This window comes from Synechococcus sp. GEYO, from assembly GCF_900473955.1.
Taxonomy (GTDB): domain Bacteria; phylum Cyanobacteriota; class Cyanobacteriia; order PCC-6307; family Cyanobiaceae; genus Synechococcus_C.
In genome coordinates, this window is the sequence record NZ_UCNL01000008.1 from 164,065 (window position 1) to 182,534 (window position 18,470).

The following is an 18,470-nucleotide window of genomic DNA, read 5'->3' on the forward strand; positions in this document are numbered from 1 at the left end:
AACAGAGGCTGCCGTCCTCACCAAAGATGACATCTCTTCAGCACCCGGAGGCCATTCGCCACTTCCAGGCGCTCTGTGATGCCTGCCAGGAACTGACAACGCGCTATCACGGCCCGTCTGAGTTGCGTCTCTATGCCGATGGCTATCTGCATGCTCTGCGCAGAACCGGTGATCTCGACCCAAGGGAACTGTCCAAGCTTGAGACACTGATTGAACGCTGGATCCTGGATCCTTCAAGTTTCATCGGTCCAGACGGGGATGTGAGCGCTCTCTACAGGCATCCGAATCAGTATTGAACCTCCGGGGCATGGGCATCAATCGTCATTCACTTGAGGCTGTAAGAACGGTCTCGGTCGACGGAGGCTGCATTGAGCTGCGTTGTTACCAACCTCACGCTGTGGACGCTGCTGATCGGATTCCTTTATTGATCACGCACGGAGGTCCAGGTGGTTCCAGCGTTGGTCTCTATGACGCTCTGCATCCCCTGGCTGATCAACGACCAACGATCTTCTACGACCAGCTTGGCTCGTTTGCATCACATGCCGATCTGCTGCCGGAGCAGATGACACTGAAGCGCTTTGCGAGGGAACCCCGTTGCATTCTCGATCAGTTGGGCATCGCCCGTGCCCATGTTTTTGGACATTCATGGGGTGGCGCAGTCATGACGCAGTTCTGCCTGAATCACCCAGATCGAGTGGCAGCCCTGTTGCTCTCGTCTCCTCTGCTGTCGACACAGCGGTGGATTGCCGATTGCAATCAGCTGATCAACAACATTCAAAGAGAGTTGGGCGAGTCGGTTGATTTGGAGACCGAATTCGAACGCCGACACTTCTGTCGTTCCGATCAAGCATCAGATCAAGAAGCAGTGCGTTGTGAGCGTAAGAGGGGCAACAACAAGCTTTATCAACAGATGTGGGGACCGAGTGAGTTCCAGCATCAGGGACGACTCAGTGACCTTGACTTGTTTCCAAGCTTTCAGAATGTCTCGAAGCCAACGCTGCTGATCTGCGGGGAATACGACACGGCCACGCCACAGACCCTGGAGGATGCAAGATCAAGGCTTGGTGATCGCGCCCGATTGGAAGTGCTGAAGGATGCAGGTCACAAGACCTATATCGATCGCAATCAGACGTTCATTGCAGTGGTGAATGATTTCTTGGGTCAGTTGGATGAGTCAGCTGGCTAAAGCGATCTCCAGCTTTTCCTTCAAAGTGCTGTCGTTGTACATCTCGATGAGGATGTCGGATCCACCCATGAATTCGCCTTTGACATACACCTGAGGAATGGTGGGCCAATCGGAGTATTCCTTGATTCCCTGGCGGACCTCAGGGTCAGAGAGCACGTCAAACGTTTCAAAACTCACGCCAAGTGCATTGAGGATCTGCACAACATTGTTGGAGAAGCCGCACTGAGGCATCAGCTTGGTGCCCTTCATGAACACAAAGATCGGGCTCGACTGGATCAGGCTCTCGATGCGGGATTGGGTCTGGCTGTCCATGGAAATCAGGCGATCAGAGAAAGAGGCGAATCAGTTGGGTGTGGAGGTGTTCAGAGCTAGGGCGTGAATGGCCTCTGAAGCCAGCTCCTCCCTCAAGGCTCGATAAACAAGCTGATGTTGACGGATGCGATTGAGACCGTCGAAGGCGGTCGACACCACGCTCACCTGAAGATGATCACCACCACCGGTGAGGTCCTCGACGCTCACCTGAGCATCTGGGATCGCGCGACGAATTGCAGAGGTGACCGCGTCAGGCTGAACCATTGGAACAGAGCTTGAACTCAATTGATGCTGGCAGATGAATGTCAGGTGTGAATCCGATCACTCACCAGCGGAAGCACCGCGGTAGGGGGTGTCAACGAAACCGAGTTCCAAAAGGCTCTGGTAAGCCTTCTGACCTTCTGGTTTGGCAGGAGTCATCAGTCTCACGACTTCAACCAGCACCGGTACAGCAACTGCCGGCTGCCCCTGACGGCGGAAGAGCGCTGCAAGACGCAGGTTGGACTGGGCAAGGAGAGCCAGAGCCGCACGTCCTTTGGTATCCATTTCCCTGGGGATACGGGCATCGAGCCCTCGGAACGAACCAGAGAGATCGCGGTAGAACGCCAAAAGCTGCTTGGAAGCGGTTCGAGCGTTGTCGTAGTCCTTCTTCGCCTGAACCAGATTGCCGGATGCCACTGCTGCATCACCGCGCTGAATCAAGGCCTCGACGGATGAAACATTGAAACCCGAGCCACTGGAAGCAAGCACTTTGGTGGCTGAGCCAGAAATATCCGTTCCCGACTGTGCCAATGCAGGGGGCATGCACAAGCCGGCAGTCAAGGCAATCGCTGAGCAAAGAAGGCGGGTGCCCATGGAACCAATCTTGAGTGCGCGGACTTTAAAGGCAATTCAGCGGTCGTCCGATGGCCTCTCGGGCCGCTTGTTCAGCCGTATGCATCCCATTGGCGAGTAAGTGATTGAAGCGAAGGGCCTCCTCCTTGCCCTTGCCATCAACCACTAAGGGTTGTTCGAAGCAAATTGCTGAACGACTGCGTGGGCCTGGAACAGCAGGGTTGTAGGCAAGACCAACAGGCACGACCTGCACATTGATTCCCCGGCGTTGAGCCAGTTGCGCAAGCCTGACGGGGCCTTGCTCCAACTCAATTGGTGCATCAGTCCTTTTGATCCGTCCCTCAGGAAAAACCACCAGTTGTTGACCACTCTCCAAAAGGTCAAGAGCAAATCTCAGGGTTGTCAGTGAAGGCTTGTCTTGGTCGACCGCAAAACAACCCAGACGTTGCAGGAACCATCCCTGCAATCCGGACATTTCTGTTCTTGTGACCATGAAACGACAGTCACGGCCAGTGATCCGTCGACCTGCAGCCATGGGGATCATCAGGGCATCCCAGCGGGCTCGGTGCGTTGGAGCCAGAAGAACCGGACCGTCTTTCGGAAGATTCTCCGCGCCCAGAACTGTTCTCCCACGCAGGTAATGAAGCGCCATGTCCTGGGTCACAACCATGGCAAGAGGGGCCCAAAAGGGATCGATCCCTGTATCGAGGGCAGATGAACGCGTCGTCAGGCTGCTGGACACCGCCTCGAACTAAAAATCCACTCAGCAGAAATTACCGGGGAAGACCGCACCCCAAGGACTCTGCTGGGCAGTTGCTCCTTCGGCCGAATCGGATCAGGTGCTGAATAGGATTCATGCCATTTCAACGACACAACGTGGCCAGCCTTGGGGTAAATATCGACCACATTGCCAATGTGCGGCAGGCCAGGAGAACGGTGGAGCCTGATCCTGTGCCAATGGCTCTGTTAGCCGAACTTGGAGGAGCTGACGGAATCACCGTGCATCTGCGCGAAGACCGTCGTCATATTCAGGACCGTGATGTGGATCTGCTCAGGCAAACCGTGCGCAGCCGTTTGAACCTGGAAATGGCTGCCACCGACGAAATGGTTGAAATCGCTTTGCGTGTCAGACCAGACATGGTCACATTGGTTCCTGAACGTCGTGAAGAGGTCACCACCGAGGGAGGGCTAGACGTCGCAGCTCAGCTTGCGCAGCTGAAAATCATGGTGCAGCGACTGCATGAGCGCGCCATTCCCGTCAGCCTTTTCGTGGATCCGGACCCATCGCAATTGAGGGCCAGTCGCGATGCAGGAGCACGCTGGGTTGAATTGCACACCGGCACCTACGCGGAGGCTGCTTGGACAGAACAACCCCATGAGTTGGCCCGTTTGACGGAAGCCACTGCGTTGTCCCGCTCCCTCGGCCTACGCGTCAACGCCGGCCATGGACTCACCTATCAGAACGTGGAACCAGTCGCAGCCATCGAGGGAATGGAGGAGCTCAACATTGGCCACACGATTGTGGCCAGGGCGCTTGCAGTCGGTTTGAAAACTGCTGTTAGCGAGATGCGCTTCTTGGTTCAGAATCCACGCCGTGAGCCCTTGTTCGCCAGCCAAAGTTGATGACCACGTACTACTTCGTTGCAGCAAGCGATCGGTTCCTCACCGAGGAGGAGCCATTGGATGAAGTGCTCAAGGAAAGACGACGTCACTATCAAGAACATGGCAAGGAGGTCGATTTCTGGCTTGTTCGCCAACCTGCTTTTCTCAACGCAGCTGAGATGAAGACGATTCGTGAACAGCTCCCTCAGCCTGCTGCGGCTGTGGTCTCCACAGATTCCAATTTCATTACGTTCATGAAATTAAGGCTGGAGTTTGTCCTTGACGGACGTTTTGAAGCCCCCAGTTCTGAAATTCCTGATGCCATCGCAACCGCTGGATGAAACCTCTGCCAGCTTTCTCGTATCGCTGAGCAATGGCTGTACTGGTATTGATCATTATTCCTAGGCATTTCAGTTCAGGAACTGAGTAGTTGTTCTTCAAGCAACATGTTGAAGTTCAATAGTTGCTCGTCTGTGAGCTGCTGACGTGAACTGGCCTGAAGTTGTTGATTCAGAAAGTCTTTCGCCTGTTGCTGATTCCATTGCAGCCGTTTGAGAATTTCGTCCCCCTGAGTCACTAAATCGGATCGACGTAAAGGAATCTCGGCGTGCTGTGGATCACTTCCTGCCGGCAGATCACGAAGACGTTTCAGATAGGCCACGAGATCACTGAAGCGCGTAAGTCGATGGCGGCTTGCATGTCCGAAGACTCGTTCGAGATAGATCTTTTCGCTGTCGCGGTCCCACCCGATCCTCTGAAGTTCGAGGTCGATGGCAGTGAGCTCCTCACTCCAGTCCTCTGGGTCGATCGGTGATTCGCTGGGAGGTTGTGGATCAGGACCCCTTCCCACGATGTCGTCAGCTGCGGCAACAGGGGTTGGCTGCTTCTGCTGGGGTTTCATAACCTGCTGGGTTTCTACCGATTCCTTGATTTCAGTCGTAGCGACGCGCCTGATCGGCTGCAGCTGCTTTGATCCGCCAGGCTGAACCGAGCCTTCAACGCTGGTCAGAGAGGTCGTTGTCGTTAGTTCCTCGGCTTTGGCGGGTTCAGAGCTGCCCAGCCTTGCTCGAAGTCGCTCAAGAGCCTGATCCTCAGCTTCTATGGCGCTGCGTCCTTCACCGAGAGCACTCCCCAGCGGTGTGCCGCCCTCGTAGGCCTCAACAAGCACAACGCATCGGTCGGAACTCACATGGCAGAGCTGGGCGTGGGTTCGCATTTCACTGATCAATGTCTTCCATTTCTAGGCTGTAGAAATGGATACAGCTGCACTGTCGTCACTCACTGCCTGGTTGGACGGCGTTGATCAGCTTGGTGAATTGTTGCCGCTGTTGCCAGTCCTTGTTGCTCTTGAGTTGCTTCTCTCGGCCGACAATGCGATTGCGCTGGCGGCAATCGCCCGTGAACAACGGGATCCCCGACTTGAACGACGGGCGTTGAATCTCGGCATTGCGATGGCGTTCGGGTTGCGCGTCGGGCTGATCCTGATGGCGCAATATGTTCTGGCTTTTCCGCCGATTCAGTTAATTGCAGGCGGTTACTTGCTCTGGATCTGCCTCAGTCACTGGAATTCTTCGACCGAAGAAGCCAGTGAAGGATCTGTTGAAACAGCTTCCAAGCCAATCCGATTCAGTCGAACGGTGCTGACCCTGGCCATCACTGACCTCGCCTTTTCGATTGACAGTGTCGCTGCTGCAGTTGCCATCAGTGATCAGTTACTACTTGTGTTGACGGGTGCCTTGATCGGAGTGGTCGCTTTGCGTTTCACCTCAGGACTGTTCATTCGCTGGCTGCAGATTTATCCACGGCTGGAAACAGCCGGTTTCCTTGCGGTTGGTTTTGTGGGTCTCAAGCTGCTGGTGCTGATGGCCCTACCAACCCTTCATCCATCTGAACTGGTGACACTTGCGGCAGTCGTTGGCTTGATGGTCTGGGGATTTTCTCTCCGTGACTCCCCTGCAGCAGAGGAGTCCTGAGCACATGCTCGTGGAAATTCGACAGACCGGTAGTGAGCAACTGCTCGATCGTGTTGAACTCGATGAGCCTCCTTCCCCGGGCCGTTGGTTCCTGCACGACGACGACAGTTTCCTTGTGATGCAGCGACGTCACCGTTACCGACTCCATTCCGGAAGCTATCAGTTGAGTTCAGTCGTTCTGGTGGTGAAACCTCAGAAGAGACCGGACGATGCACGCTGGTTTCAGCATGGCTGGGTCATTGGTGATCCTGCCTGTCGTTTCAATGCTCGAAGTCCACTTATGCGCTGCGCTGTGATCCCTGAGGGTCCATGCGAACGTTGCAGTCACTGGTCGGCGTGACATCAATGAAACGTGAGCGCTGTTGGGTCTGGTTTCGTGGTGGTCTGAATCAGAAGTCCCACTGGGAAGGTGGGTTTTATGCCACTACGGATGAACAGGAAGGGGTCCTGATTCAACATGGCAGCTATCGAGATACAAGGGTTCCCGCTTGGCGGGTGAGCCAACAGGAGCCAACGGATCTACACACGGCACCGGAAATTCCAGAGGATGCTGTCTGGAAGATCAACTGAGTTCGTTCTGTTGAAGCCCAGGCAAGCCTCTAGCCAGTGTTTTTGGGTCGCCTCCTAGGGTGAAAGATTCGGCTCCAACACGATCAGCGAGACCTCTGTCACGGTCAATGCCCAGGTCGGCTTTGAAGACCTGGGACTCGGTGAACCCCTTCTCAAAGCTCTGAGGGACAAGGGGTATATCCACCCGTCGCCGATTCAGGAACAGGCGATTCCAGCGGTGATTCGTGGTCGTGATGTAATGGCGGCAGCGCAGACCGGCACTGGGAAAACAGCCGGATTCACGCTGCCCATGCTCGAACGACTTCGGCATGGCAGACGTTCCGGTCGTGGGCAGGTGAGATCGTTGGTTTTAACGCCCACCCGTGAACTGGCCGCTCAGGTTCATGAGAATGTGCGTGCTTATGGGCATCACCTTCCCTTGCGAAGTGATGTGGTGTTCGGTGGAGTCAAGATCAATCCGCAGATTGAACGACTTCAGGGAGGAGTGGATCTACTGGTGGCGACACCAGGCCGACTGCTTGATCTCCATCAGCAGGGGGTGGTGCGTTTTGATCAGTTGGAATGCCTGGTGCTGGATGAAGCGGATCGAATGCTTGATATGGGCTTCATCCATGACATCCGCAGATTGATTCGGCTGATGCCCGAGCAACGGCAGACCCTGCTTTTTTCTGCCACATTCAGTCCTCCGATCCGAAAGCTGGCCACCGGGTTACTGCATCAACCACTGCAGATTCAGGTCACGCCCGAAAACCAGACCGCACGTTCTGTGGAGCAGGTCGTTCACCCCTGTGACATGAAACGCAAGCCGGAACTTCTCAGTCATCTGATCAGAAGCGGGAACTGGCGTCAGGTGCTCGTGTTTTCGCGGACCAAGCACGGCGCCAATCGCGTGGCGGAAAAGCTCAGCAAGGAAGGACTCGAAGCGGCTGCGATTCACGGCAACAAAAGTCAGGGTGCTCGTACCCGAGCTCTTCAGGGCTTCAAGCAGGGCAGTGTCCGGGTGCTGGTGGCCACCGACATTGCTGCAAGGGGAATTGATATCCAACAGTTGCCGCACGTGGTCAACCTGGATCTTCCCAACGTGGCAGAGGATTATGTCCATCGCATTGGTCGCACCGGTCGAGCTGGTGAAACCGGTCATGCCATTTCGCTTGTTGCCGCTGAGGAATCACTGTTGCTGAAGGCCATTGAGCGTCTCACGGGCGAAGCGTTGCGCAAAGAACAGGTGAAAGGTTTCGAACCGACGATTCTCACGGCCCCACCTCTGGACCTCGGCGGTGGCAAACGGCGCAGCAGTCAACGCGGTCATCAACGCGGTCGTCGCAGTCCAACACCCTTATCCCGCCAGCGCAGACGTTGAGGGGGTCCGAGGAGTGTTTGCTCAGTCAGCCAAGCATGTCGCCTGTCTTGGCCTGCAATTGCTGAACGAGAGCCCGGCCATGGCTCCGACCTTTTCCTTCCAGCTGTGCTTCGCGGATCAGTAATGGGCACCCTGAACTGCTGACCACCAAACCAGCCTCACAGCTCTCCAGAACCATTCCGGCCTGGTGTCCACCGGTTGGCCAGCGGCCCAGGAGGTCTTGCGCAAGAGGGCTCAGCTCCTGACGCAGTCTCTCGATCAACGGTTCAGTGACCAGCAACTTGAGCCGTTTTCCGTTCCAGAGGGTCACCGCGCCTGGAAAGAGGCCCATCACCTTGCGATGGATGGCCAGTGCCGAAGCAGACCAGTCGATCTGGTAGTCACTTTTCACGAGCATGCGTGCGTAGGTGACCTCAGAAGTCTGGTGGCGCACGCCCAACCTGCGAAGTCGCTCCTCTTCCGCTCCTGCTCCTGCGCTTTCAATCTGTGGCAAGGCCTCAACCATCAGATCTGCCGTGAGTTCGCTGAGTCGCTCACCGAGTTGATGCGCGTTTTCCAATAAACCGATTTCGAGTTCCCTTTGGATCAGCACGGGACCGGTGTCCAGTCCCACTTCCATGGCCATCACACCAACGCCGGTCTGAGCATCACCTTCAAGGATGGACCATTGAATTGGGCCTGCTCCCCGCCATCTCGGCAGCAATGAGCCATGGCCGTTCCAACAGCCCAAAGGTGGTTGTCTCAACACTTCAGGAGGCAGAATTTGGCCGAACGCAACCACAACAGAAAGGTCGGCACCAAGATCGGCGAGCTGCTGTTGACAGGCATGATCTCGGCGGATTTTTTCTGGGGTATAAACCCTTAAGCCGAGTTCCAAAGCCCGTGCTTTCACGGCTGAGGGCATTAATTGTTTGCCCCGACCTCGACGTCGATCGGGCTGCGTGACAACACCGACGATCTGATGTCCTGCAGACAGCAGGGCTTCGAGCGTGGGCACTGCATAAACGGGCGTACCCCAGAACAGAACTTTCAAGACCAATGAATCAGCAAAGACTGTTCAGGCTTCACCAGTGATCGCCAGACCATCAACCCACACGTAAGGACTAACCCCTTCATGGGTGATCACGGATTCCGGTTCGAGATGAACAATGGAACGTAGGAGTTCGCGAATGTCGCCGGCCACTGTTGCGGCCTCAACGGAAATGCGTTCCCCACCTCGAACTAGCCAACCGTCGAAGGGCAGTGAGAACGCTCCTTGACTGGCTTTCACACCGGCATGAAGAGCACTGAGGCTGTCAATCAAAACGAAAGTGTCATCACTGGTGGCGTGATCAAGATGATCGGCTCCTGTGTTCATGGAGGGCGTGCGACTGACTTCAAACCAGTCGGGACCGACGGACACCTTGGCACCCATCCCAGCATGTCCTGTTGGATTCACTCCGAAATGGCGAGCGGTGGCTTCGGAATGCAGGAAGTTCTCCAGGCGACCCTCACGGATCAGGGGCAGGGCTCGGGTTGGGGTTCCTTCCCCATCAAAAGGCATGGCTCCAACATGGGCTGGATGCAGACCGTTGTCGGTGAGATTGAAGAAAGGAACGGCTAATTGATCGCCGATCGATTCAGGTTTGCTGAGACTGACACCGTCTAGGACGGCACGGGCATTGAGCATGCTGCTGAATGAACCGATCAGATCAAGAAAGGCCTCCGGTGTGAAACACACCAGGTAGCGACCAGTGTCGACGGGCTGATAGTTGAGATGGCTGATGGTGCGCTCCGCAGCCTCATCGATGCATCCCGACAGATCCAGATCGCGGCTGCCAAGAGCGAGCCGCACCGCACCGCCACTGCGGGGTTTGCGACCACTTTCCTCCGCACGTGCCATCAGAAAAATGCTTGCCTGAGTGCGTTGTGCCTGGCGCAGTGCACCTTCACTGTTGAGGTAGATCCGTTCACTACTTCCCTCATTCATGGCGTTGTAGGGAAGTGTGCCGATGGCCGGATGACGACCCAGCAGTTGCTGCTCAGCGTCTAGAAGTTGCTCGAGGAGACCCTGAATGCCTTGAGCCTCTTGGACAGGACGATGAAGATCCGGTTGAGGTGCAGTGGCGAGAGGGGAAAAACCAGGCACGTCGTCGGGGTTACCGAATTCACTCGCCTGGTGCGCGCCCATCAGCGCTTTTTCCAGACCTGAATCAGACAGATCAGAGGTGCTGGTGATGCCAACCAACCCTTTTTGGTTCCAGACTCGAACCGTGATCGAACTGCGTTGTGCAGCTTTCAGCTGTTTGGCCTCACCACGGTCAACCTGCACTGAAGCACTGCTGCTTCGACTGGCGCCCAGATCCCATTTTGAAATTCCTTCGCGACGGGCAAGCGACTGGAGCTGATCCTGAAGCGACCTCACATTGAGTGGAGCGTTGGTCATGATCAACGACCTCCCACGGTGATTGAATCCACTTTCACGTGCGGTTGACCCACGGTCACAAACACGCTGCCGCTGACGGACCCGCAGTAGCCGGCAGCAAGCTCAAGATCATCAGCGCACATCGAGATCCGGGGCATGACTTCCTTGGCATCACCGATCAAAGTGGCGCCTTTGACCGGTTGACCGAGCTGACCATTTTTGATCAGGTACCCCTCTTCAACAGAGAAGTTGAACTGTCCGGTTGCACCGACGCTGCCTGCTCCCATGGATTTGCAATACAAACCATGGTCAACCGAGCTAATCAGATCATCGATGCTGTGAGGACCCGCATCGATGTAGGTATTGCGCATGCGGCTTGCAGCAGCGAAGCCATGACTCTGTCGACGACCGCTGCCGGTGCGGGCGTGTCCTGTTCGCATTTCACCGGCTCGGTCACTCAGAAAACATTGAAGGATTCCGTTTTCAATCAGAACGGTTCTTTGAGGCTCCATACCCTCGTCATCCATGGATATGGATCCGAAAGCACCACCACTCACGCCCTCATCGATTGCAGTGACGGCGGAATGGGCAATGCTCTCCCCAATGCTGTCGGCAAATGGTGTGGAACCACGCTCAACCTGGGTGGTTTCCAACAGGTGACCACAGGCTTCATGGAAGATCACACCTCCGAATCGATTGGCCAACACCACGGGCATCTGGCCACCGTCGACGTAATCGGCCCGGAGCATTTTGGCGGCGCTGTCACAGACCTCTTGAGCCGAAGCATCAACGTTCCAGTGGCATAGATCATCAGGCCGATCGCTGCTTCCGTAACGGCGGGCAATGCTGGAGCGATGTTCGCCATCGGCTGCGAGCACACTCAGGCCACTGGACTGATGCAACCTGATGTCACGGGCAAATGTTCCATCGCTGGCTGCAACAAGCACTTCCTGCCAGTCGCGAGCGAAGCTGCCCCGACGGACGTCAAGATGCTGACCGCGCTTCTGCAGGCAATGTGTTCCCTCAAGAAGACGCTGCGTGATGGTGACGAGATCCGGTGTGCTGTCCAGCCACGTGTTTTTGGAGGAGCCGTAGTCACGAAGAGGCCCAAGACCATCAAATGAGCTTGGGGAGGCAAGTGTGGCGGTGTTGAGCTGAAGCATGGCCAGAGCCTGGTGGAGAGCTTCTTCAAGCCCTTGATCACTCAGGTCGTTGGTACTGACGAAACCATCTCTTCCAGACCGGAACACGCGGATACCTGCTCCCATCCCGAAGGAGGGGCCGACGCTTGTGATCTTGTCCTGTTCGGCAAGGACCCCGAGATGATCCGTTCGTTCCAGAAACACTTCAACGAGATCGGCTCCGGCACTGACCCCCGCATTCAGCAATGCGTCGAGGCGTTGACGCCAGGGGTGATGACCTGGATTCAGATCATTGAACCCAGCCGAAGACTTTTGAAGAGTTGTCTGCATCAGCGCACGCTGGGCTGATAGTTTTCGCTGCGAACAGGTGACATCAAGAAGAGAGATGCCATCTGTGCTCCGTTGGCAATCCAGTGCGGAAGTTTGCGAACAAATTTGAGTGGAGCTGGTGATGAACTCTGATCCACAGATTCCAGAGACTCGTTGTTCGTGATGATTTTTTCCAACCGTTCGTAGAAACGCGGATTTTTGACGTCAAGAACCACCGGGAAGACCCGAGCGGATGTCTCGTTGGTCTTGTCGATCACCATTCGGTCATACTCGCGAGCATCGAGGCCAAGAGCTTCGTAAAACTCCTTGCGAGCCACATCCCTGACATACATCGTGGCGAAAACTGCAAGGAGGAAGAATCGACACCAGAGACGGGCACGCAGACCGCGAACGGTGTCAGGCTGAGACTTCATCAGGGCGTCAAAGAAATCTCCATGGCGATTTTCGTCTTGACACCAGTTTTCAAAGAAGTTGAAAATTGGGAAAATTTTACTTTCAGGATTCTTTTCGAGATGCCTGAAAATTGCAATATAGCGCCAATATCCAATTTTTTCAGAGAGGTAAGTGGCGTAAAAAATAAATTTTGGCTTGAAGAAGGTGTATTTCTTGTTTGCAGTTAGAAACCCTAAATCGAGCTGAAGACCAAAATCACTCATCGATTTATTGAGGAAGCCAGCATGTCTGGCTTCATCTCTGGCCATGTGAGCGAAGCATTCTGCAAGCAGCGGATTTTTGGCTTTGATGCGACGGCTCAACTCTTTATAGAGAAGAAAACCTGAAAATTCAGAGGTGCAACTCTGTTCAAGGAACTCGATGAAGACACGACGCGTCTCGGGGTCAAGTTTGTCTGCTGCACCGTCGAATTCCTCGTTACGCACAAAATGGTGACGGTTGTAATCCTTGCGGAACTCCTCACAGATCGCCTCGAGCTCAGCCTCATTGGGGCGGAGATCCATCTCCGCCATGGCTTCAAAATCAGTTGTATAGAAGCGGGGCGTCAGGATCGTGTCCTTGACCGGATCTTTGACGGCGACGCCGGAACCCCCGGATTTTGCGTCATTCACAGCGGTGGGAGGCACCATCAGATCCAACGTGTGTTTTCAGCATCGTAAATGCAGTCCTGGCACAGCCGGGGCTGGGTGTAACCCATTGGTTCAGTTGCCTCCGAACCACTTCTGACCATTCAGGCGTTGGAGCAGTCGAGATTCAAGCAAGGCCAGGTTGATGCGTTTCTCATCGATCAGGAACGATTCGAGCAGGCTTGGATCTGAACCGGATTCAGCAAGAGCGATCGTTTTCCCCGACGTGATCGCATCGGCTTCAAAGCAAAGCCAGAACCGACGTTCTGAGGGCAATTCGCCTTGAACCATCCAACAACGCCCACCCACCACCGGGCGTTCTCCCTCAACAAGCGTGAGGCTGATCGGCGCTTGTTCGCGCGCGGTCAAAGATTTGGTCAGTGATGGAAGCAGATCCTCCTGGATGAAGTTGGTAAATGGCTTGTCCTCCGGTTTGGGTTTTGGTGCGGGTTTGGCTGGTTTGGCGGGTTTATCCGTGGTGTCAGTCTTCGTTGCCTTGGCCGCAGCTGGAGCAGAACTGACTGATGAGTCAGCTTTGACAGGAGCAGCCTTGTTTTGCGCGGGATCAGGTTTTTCTGCTTGTTCAGGCTGGGAAGGGGGTTTCGTCTTGTCTGCCTTTGCCGCAGCAGGATCAGCACTAGCCGATGGGTCAGCTTTGACGGGGGCAACCTTCTCCTGAGCTGGATCGGTCTTCTCTGCTTGATCCGGCTTGGAAGGCGCTTGCGTCTTGTCTGGCTTGGCTGCTGCTGCTGGTTGGACTTTCTCTGCCGTTGCTGCTTTGGCCGCTGCTTCAGTCTTGCTTGGCTTGTCTGGGGAGACAGTCACGTCCGCATCCGCCGTACTTTCAGCACCTGCAGTCGTTGCAGGTAGATCAGGTGTTTCGGGCTTGGCAGGAGTGTCGGGGGTTTCGCTCACCGGACATCAATCGCTCGCGGGACTGTAGACAGCCCAGGACACTTCTCACCAGTTTCACCAATCTGTCGGAACCGGTTGATTCCAGTCATCAAGGTCTGTTGTTGAGGTTTGAACAGGCTCTGGAACAGTTTTCTCCCGCACCTCCGGCCGAGGCTTGCTGTCCTTAGATGAGCGACCGGTCCGAATCACCCTGAAGGGCACTGACACGGTTGGTGCAGGATCTCGCACGTCTCTCTCCGGCCAAGGCATGGTTGCTGCCGTTGTGGCTGCACGCTGCGTGTCTGGCTCTGAAGCTTCTTCTTGCCATGTGTACGGCCGCCGGACCTCCCGTTGCAGGGTCTGCTGTGTCGATGATCCCGCAGCCAGCACACCTCCAGATCCGAGCACGGCGCCTGATGTGGCGGCGACAGCCATCCACACGCCGATAGGAAGTTTGGGTAGCTCCCAAGTGAGGATGCGAAGACTTCCTGCCTTCCCAAGGTTGAGGCCACCGACGAGCAACGTGAGAAGCAGGGGTGAAAGGCAGGGGATCAGCAACAGGCGCTGGAGTGGTGTCATGGCTGAGGCCCCTGCCAACGTTTCTGATCGGTGAGGGATTCCCCTAACGAGTCAAAGAGCCTCATCACCAGAAAATCGAGCATGTCGTCGATGCTTTCAGGCTGGGTGTACCAGGCCGGGATCGGAGGAGCAATTCTTGCTCCTGCTTCAGCGAGGGTCGTGAGATTGCGCAGATGTAACAGGTTCCAAGGCATTTCCCTTGGAGCGATCACGAGAGGTCGTCCTTCCTTGAGATGGACGTCAGCACAGCGCTCAAGCAGGTCACCGCCAAGTCCTGCCGCGAGACGACCCACGGTTCCCATGGAACAGGGCACAACAACCATTCCTTTGGTGCGCACACTGCCGCTGGCAATAACAGCTGATTGATCATTCCAGCGATGACAGATCAGTTGACCATCGTTCACCCCAAGTCGATCCCGCCAGAAACTTTCCTGAAGCTTGGGATCCACAGGCACCGAGATCGACCGTTCAGCACGCCAGACTTCGTGCGCGCCACGACTGAGAATCACATGAACGCTGAGATCTCGTCGCAGCATCCACTGCAATGTGCGTTCAGCCAGTTGTTGTGCCGAAGCTCCGCTGATACCAATTACATAGGGAATCATTCCTCGCTCACAGCCACCGGAAGGGGATCCTCAGCAACTGGTGTAGTGGCAGGAACCACTTCAAGATCGATTTGGTTTCTCAACACATCAACCTTGAGCACTTTCACTTCGACGCTGTCACCCAACTGATAAACGCGCCTGCTTCTTCGGCCAACTAAGCGGTTTTGCCTGGATCGATATTCATACCAGTCATCATTTAGTGAGCTGACATGCACAAGACCTTCCACCATTGAAGGGGCAATTTCCACAAAAAATCCGTAGCTCTGAACGCCACTGATGACACCGGTCTGCTGCTGCTCAAGCATGGGCTCTGCACTACGAGCCTTAGTCATTGCCAAGACATCCTTTTTCAGTTCTTCAACTTGGCGTCGCCGCGCATTCAACTTCTGCACTGTGCGTTCACGGATCGTGTCAAGGATTTTCTGCTCCTGAGACGCCGTGAATAAAGGCCAACTGACTGAGGCAGTGACTCCTTTTTCGCCAAGTTTGACTTTGTTCTTTTGGCGCACTGTTGGACGATCTTTGCCGTCATTGAGCAGTGAACAAAGCACGTGCTGGTTGATGACATCTGCCTGATGCAGCGTTGGGCAGCACCAGGGTGCAAGGGGTTGAAGTGGCTGCTTGCCCGAACCATCAGCGTCGCTGTTGTCGGAATGATTCGGTGAGTGATCCACAGTGGACTCACTCAATGTTTGTTCAGATCCGTCTGTACCGGGCTCCTGATTGCTGCTTGAAGCCCGATAGAAACTCTCTGGCAACGCCTGCCTCAGTTGCAGATTGAGGACATGACTCGACTCGCTGCTCGCCAAGGCTTGGCAAAGTTCAGATGGTGTGGGAGCACCATCCTCGTCTAGCTCAAGAGGCACATCCAGTGCGATGGCAGCCTTGGCAACATCATTGAGAGCGGCATCGTCCGCCGGTGGAGCGTCAAGAAGAATCGCTGGTAAACCCAGTTTCCGACTGTGTTCTTCCCAAACACGATGGGCGTGCCGAATCAGGACAGAGAGAACCGAATTCGGGCAACTGGCATTCAGAGGTGTTGACCAATTCTGACCGTCACCATCAGGCGATACATGATTGAGATCACCCAGGTCGTCCGCTTGTGCTCGCTTGAGATCCAGTTCGATGCGACCTTCTCGCCGTTCAGCATCATGCAGCTTGGTTGCACAGAAAATCAGTGTTTCCAGCTGACCGATTTGGTCTTTGATCGACTTCAAAGCGGCAGGAACTGCTCTCGACTTTGGTTTACGTGATTGCAAAGCATGGAGAGCTTCAGCCTTCACTTCAGCGACGGGCCGAATTCGACTGAGGCAAAAGTCCCAATCTCGCCACTCACCATCGGAATCGATATCCAGACGCAACGACACAGCGTCCTGCACGTCCCCGACGGAAAAGTCAGCGGCCTTCGCAAGGGCAGGGCTCAACAATGGAATCCAGTGTCCACCGAGACAAAGGCTTTCCGACTGATTGAGAAGCCACTGGTCATAACTGTTCCCTGGGCTCAGGCGCTCGGCCACGGCGGGGCTATGAATCCATAGACGGGTGCCACCCTCGTGAGGAATGACATGAACAGCTGGCAGCGTTGGAGCGCCATCTGAAGTCCAGCCGCTGATCATCAACGTGGGCTGCTCGGTGAGGTCCTCGCGTTTTTTGGCTGATGGGGCTTTGAAACTGGCGCGAGGAGCAGCCGGCCGCTGATGAAGATTGGCCTTGGTGAGCATCAGCTCACGATCAGCTCCAGCACCACCATCGAGGGGAAGCGATCGAGCGACATGTCCGCGTGCCGGAAACTGTGCGATTGGATAGCGATCCAGCACGACTTCTGCAACGGCCATCCCAATCGGTTTTTCCGCATGGGTCGCATCGTCGGGAGAAAGTTCAATTGACGCCAGTAAACGGTCGTCGAGTGGAACGGCGATCACGCGGTCATCCTGTTGTTCCACCGAAGCAAGCAAGCTTGTGGTGGCCCGCTCAAGAATGCACTGGATTCCTCCTTCAGGGGAACGGCGTCTTCCTCCTTCACGCGTGAGCCTGACAAGGACCCGATCGCCGTTCCAGGCGTGATTGAGTTGATGATCACGGATATAGATGTCATCCCCGCCGTCATCACGGATCGCAAAACAGAATCCTTTGCTGCTGCAGCGAAGACGTGCTTCGACCAGATCGACTGAAGTTCCCCTGCTGATGGCTCGATCGCTATCGAGATCAAGAATTCCAAGCCTTGTCAGACCTTGGACAGCAAGCTCGAGAGACTGTTTCTCTGAGCGATTGGTCAGTCGCAGGATCTTTTCAAGCTTGGCAATCTCAAGATTGCCCTCTTCTGGAACCTGGTCGAGCAGGTCAGCGACCGTGAATTTCATCGGAACGGTTTACGGGAACCGGCCTTCAGGACCGGGAGGGATCATCTCGGGTGCGCGTGCAGCGAAAGACCGCGCCTTCCCTTGATTTCACAATCTTAAAGCTCCCTCGCTCGCCTGGAGATTCAGTCGTCGGCCGTCGCTGTTGATTCCGCTCCACTGAGAAGTGGCCAAAGCAGTTTCAGTCCAATCGCCAGAAAACCAAGTGATGCCATGAGCTGCAGCCAGTCGGCAGGCACAACGCCTGACAGTGATCCTCCGGCGATGGCACCGATCAGGCTTGCCAGCACAAGGGCTGATGATGAGCCGATAAACACGGCCAAGGGGCGGTTGGATGTTCCGCTAATTGCCACGGTGGCGAGTTGGGTTTTATCGCCGAGTTCAGCAAGGAAAACGGTGGCGAACGTGGACAGAAGCAGGGTCAGATCCATGACAAGAAAACGTTCAAAGGCCAATCGATCGAGAGAGTCCTTTTAGAGAGGATTGGCGGAAATCAACGACTGCAGTGCCTGGGAACCGAGCCATAACCCCAGTCCCAGCATCAACAGGCCGGCCATCTGCTCGAGCCGTTCCGGTTGCATCACTGTTGATAGCCAACGTCCCACCAACACGCCGACAAGGCTGGAGCAGATCAACGCCAGTGCAGCACCACCGAACACAAGCCAAGGTTGCCCCGATTGAGCAGACAGTAAAAGTGTGGCGAGTTGGGTTTTATCGCCAAGCTCGGCCAGAAAAACCGTTGTGAATGTCGTCAGAAGGACGGTGGTGAAACCAGGACGTGGTGGGGTGCCGGAATCAGTCATCACAAAGGATCCGTTGAACGGATGAGACGTTCGAACTTACGCAGTTCCCTGCTGCGACCGCCATGAACTGAACGGATCTGTTGTCGGCAGCAATCGATCGCAAATCGGTCCATCTGATCGGGTTCGATGCCGAACAAGCCGCACAGACTGCTGACGCGGCAGAAATCTGGACGGGAGTCATAAATCCGACAACGCCTTGATCCACTGTCGAAATGAATGCACCAGCCATCGTCACCCACCATCGATAGATATTGCTGCTGCTGAAGAGGATTCAGAGCCTCAACGGCTTCCGGGCGTTCATCAGGTGCCAGTCGGCAGCAGGCACCGCACTGGTCCATGCAGGACCAATGGGGTTGAGAGCGAGTCACGAGACCACCTCAAGACCATGATCAGCACTTTGCGGCTGTGACAAGCCATCACAGAGGTTGAGTTCGTGCTGT

At 55.4% G+C, this 18,470-nt stretch carries 24 protein-coding genes and 1 pseudogene; 8 read left to right on the plus strand and 17 right to left on the minus strand.

Annotated features, from left to right (window positions below; all coding sequences use genetic code 11):
* Positions 1 to 26: 26 nt before the first annotated feature.
* Positions 27 to 296, plus strand: a complete 270-nt coding sequence (locus DXY37_RS08025; protein WP_066907364.1) for a DUF6761 family protein — start codon at positions 27 to 29, stop codon at positions 294 to 296.
* A gap of 11 nt (positions 297 to 307) precedes the next feature.
* Positions 308 to 1,186 (plus strand): alpha/beta fold hydrolase, encoded by an 879-nt coding sequence (locus DXY37_RS08030; RefSeq protein WP_115126170.1) that lies wholly within the window; start codon positions 308 to 310, stop codon positions 1,184 to 1,186.
* Here the strand turns inward: DXY37_RS08030 and grxD are convergent.
* Genes grxD through DXY37_RS08050 form a run of 4 tightly spaced genes read right to left on the minus strand, consistent with a single transcriptional unit; the run spans position 1,175 to position 3,074 of the window.
* The gene (gene grxD / locus DXY37_RS08035) at positions 1,175 to 1,498 is read right to left on the minus strand and encodes a Grx4 family monothiol glutaredoxin (RefSeq protein ID WP_115126171.1); all 324 of its coding nucleotides are present in this window, start codon (positions 1,496 to 1,498) and stop codon (positions 1,175 to 1,177) included. The genes DXY37_RS08030 and grxD overlap by 12 nt on opposite strands.
* Positions 1,499 to 1,528: 30 nt before the next feature.
* Entirely contained in the window at positions 1,529 to 1,762 is a 234-nt protein-coding gene (locus DXY37_RS08040) for a BolA family protein (RefSeq protein ID WP_067097230.1), read from the minus strand.
* A gap of 57 nt (positions 1,763 to 1,819) precedes the next feature.
* Positions 1,820 to 2,353, minus strand: coding sequence for a hypothetical protein (locus tag DXY37_RS08045; protein ID WP_115126172.1), 534 nt, complete (start codon positions 2,351 to 2,353; stop codon positions 1,820 to 1,822).
* A 25-nt stretch (positions 2,354 to 2,378) separates the two neighbouring features.
* Positions 2,379 to 3,074 (minus strand): 1-acyl-sn-glycerol-3-phosphate acyltransferase, encoded by a 696-nt coding sequence (locus DXY37_RS08050; RefSeq protein WP_244276979.1) that lies wholly within the window; start codon positions 3,072 to 3,074, stop codon positions 2,379 to 2,381.
* A 134-nt stretch (positions 3,075 to 3,208) separates the two neighbouring features.
* Here DXY37_RS08050 and DXY37_RS08055 point away from each other — a divergent pair, with 134 nt between their 5' ends.
* Together DXY37_RS08055 and DXY37_RS08060 are read left to right on the plus strand one after the other, a co-directional pair.
* Positions 3,209 to 3,955, plus strand: a complete 747-nt coding sequence (locus DXY37_RS08055; protein ID WP_115126480.1) for a pyridoxine 5'-phosphate synthase — start codon at positions 3,209 to 3,211, stop codon at positions 3,953 to 3,955.
* Positions 3,955 to 4,275, plus strand: coding sequence for an MgPME-cyclase complex family protein (locus DXY37_RS08060; protein WP_115126173.1), 321 nt, complete (start codon positions 3,955 to 3,957; stop codon positions 4,273 to 4,275). The genes DXY37_RS08055 and DXY37_RS08060 overlap by 1 nt, the downstream gene beginning before the upstream one ends.
* A gap of 74 nt (positions 4,276 to 4,349) precedes the next feature.
* On the opposite strand, the gene DXY37_RS08065 is transcribed toward DXY37_RS08060, so the two are convergent.
* The gene (locus DXY37_RS08065; protein ID WP_115126174.1) at positions 4,350 to 5,150 is read right to left on the minus strand and encodes a hypothetical protein; all 801 of its coding nucleotides are present in this window, start codon (positions 5,148 to 5,150) and stop codon (positions 4,350 to 4,352) included.
* 37 nt (positions 5,151 to 5,187) lie between these two features.
* Here DXY37_RS08065 and DXY37_RS08070 point away from each other — a divergent pair, with 37 nt between their 5' ends.
* The 3 genes from DXY37_RS08070 to DXY37_RS08080 are packed head-to-tail and all read left to right on the plus strand — an operon-like array spanning position 5,188 to position 6,477.
* Positions 5,188 to 5,907, plus strand: a complete 720-nt coding sequence (locus DXY37_RS08070; protein ID WP_115126175.1) for a DUF475 domain-containing protein — start codon at positions 5,188 to 5,190, stop codon at positions 5,905 to 5,907.
* Positions 5,908 to 5,911: 4 nt separating this feature from the next.
* Positions 5,912 to 6,247 carry a DUF6464 family protein gene (locus DXY37_RS08075; protein ID WP_115126176.1) on the plus strand — a complete coding sequence of 112 codons (336 nt, stop codon included), beginning with the start codon at positions 5,912 to 5,914 and terminating at the stop codon, positions 6,245 to 6,247.
* Complete coding sequence (locus DXY37_RS08080) at positions 6,217 to 6,477, plus strand: hypothetical protein (RefSeq protein WP_369818465.1); 261 nt, start codon at positions 6,217 to 6,219, stop codon at positions 6,475 to 6,477. The genes DXY37_RS08075 and DXY37_RS08080 overlap by 31 nt, the downstream gene beginning before the upstream one ends.
* Here DXY37_RS08080 and DXY37_RS13595 read toward each other — a convergent pair.
* A complete protein-coding gene (locus tag DXY37_RS13595) occupies positions 6,470 to 6,787 on the minus strand; it encodes a hypothetical protein (protein ID WP_244277058.1) in 318 nt (105 codons plus the stop codon). The two genes, DXY37_RS08080 and DXY37_RS13595, sit on opposite strands and share 8 nt — an antisense overlap.
* Here DXY37_RS13595 and DXY37_RS08085 point away from each other — a divergent pair.
* On the plus strand, positions 6,695 to 7,837 hold the full coding sequence (locus DXY37_RS08085; RefSeq protein ID WP_244276981.1) for a DEAD/DEAH box helicase: 1,143 nt from the start codon (positions 6,695 to 6,697) through the stop codon (positions 7,835 to 7,837). The two genes, DXY37_RS13595 and DXY37_RS08085, sit on opposite strands and share 93 nt — an antisense overlap.
* Positions 7,838 to 7,862: 25 nt before the next feature.
* On the opposite strand, the gene fmt is transcribed toward DXY37_RS08085, so the two are convergent.
* From fmt to DXY37_RS08140, 11 genes and pseudogenes are all read right to left on the minus strand, one after another.
* On the minus strand, positions 7,863 to 8,870 hold the full coding sequence (gene fmt / locus DXY37_RS08090; protein WP_115126481.1) for a methionyl-tRNA formyltransferase: 1,008 nt from the start codon (positions 8,868 to 8,870) through the stop codon (positions 7,863 to 7,865).
* A 24-nt stretch (positions 8,871 to 8,894) separates the two neighbouring features.
* Entirely contained in the window at positions 8,895 to 10,262 is a 1,368-nt protein-coding gene (locus tag DXY37_RS08095) for a TldD/PmbA family protein (RefSeq protein WP_115126178.1), read from the minus strand.
* Between the two features lie 2 nt (positions 10,263 to 10,264).
* Positions 10,265 to 11,713, minus strand: a complete 1,449-nt coding sequence (locus DXY37_RS08100; RefSeq protein WP_115126179.1) for a TldD/PmbA family protein — start codon at positions 11,711 to 11,713, stop codon at positions 10,265 to 10,267.
* Positions 11,713 to 12,795, minus strand: coding sequence for a magnesium-protoporphyrin IX monomethyl ester (oxidative) cyclase (acsF, locus tag DXY37_RS08105; protein WP_115126482.1), 1,083 nt, complete (start codon positions 12,793 to 12,795; stop codon positions 11,713 to 11,715). The genes DXY37_RS08100 and acsF overlap by 1 nt, the downstream gene beginning before the upstream one ends.
* A gap of 72 nt (positions 12,796 to 12,867) precedes the next feature.
* Positions 12,868 to 13,281, minus strand: a pseudogene (locus tag DXY37_RS08110) (DUF2996 domain-containing protein); the annotation flags it as partial.
* A 480-nt stretch (positions 13,282 to 13,761) separates the two neighbouring features.
* Positions 13,762 to 14,265: a hypothetical protein gene (locus DXY37_RS08115; RefSeq protein ID WP_115126180.1), complete on the minus strand. Its 504-nt coding sequence runs from the start codon at positions 14,263 to 14,265 to the stop codon at positions 13,762 to 13,764.
* Complete coding sequence (locus tag DXY37_RS08120) at positions 14,262 to 14,870, minus strand: flavin prenyltransferase UbiX (protein WP_115126181.1); 609 nt, start codon at positions 14,868 to 14,870, stop codon at positions 14,262 to 14,264. Before DXY37_RS08120 ends, DXY37_RS08115 begins: the two co-directional genes overlap by 4 nt.
* Positions 14,867 to 17,230, minus strand: a complete 2,364-nt coding sequence (locus tag DXY37_RS08125; RefSeq protein WP_115126182.1) for an RNB domain-containing ribonuclease — start codon at positions 17,228 to 17,230, stop codon at positions 14,867 to 14,869. The genes DXY37_RS08120 and DXY37_RS08125 overlap by 4 nt, the downstream gene beginning before the upstream one ends.
* 122 nt (positions 17,231 to 17,352) lie before the next feature.
* The gene (locus DXY37_RS08130; protein ID WP_115126183.1) at positions 17,353 to 17,658 is read right to left on the minus strand and encodes a TMEM165/GDT1 family protein; all 306 of its coding nucleotides are present in this window, start codon (positions 17,656 to 17,658) and stop codon (positions 17,353 to 17,355) included.
* Positions 17,659 to 17,700: 42 nt separating this feature from the next.
* Positions 17,701 to 18,030, minus strand: a complete 330-nt coding sequence (locus DXY37_RS08135; protein WP_067094564.1) for a TMEM165/GDT1 family protein — start codon at positions 18,028 to 18,030, stop codon at positions 17,701 to 17,703.
* Positions 18,030 to 18,368 (minus strand): YkgJ family cysteine cluster protein, encoded by a 339-nt coding sequence (locus DXY37_RS08140; protein ID WP_255482937.1) that lies wholly within the window; start codon positions 18,366 to 18,368, stop codon positions 18,030 to 18,032. The genes DXY37_RS08135 and DXY37_RS08140 overlap by 1 nt, the downstream gene beginning before the upstream one ends.
* Positions 18,369 to 18,470: the final 102 nt, after the last annotated feature.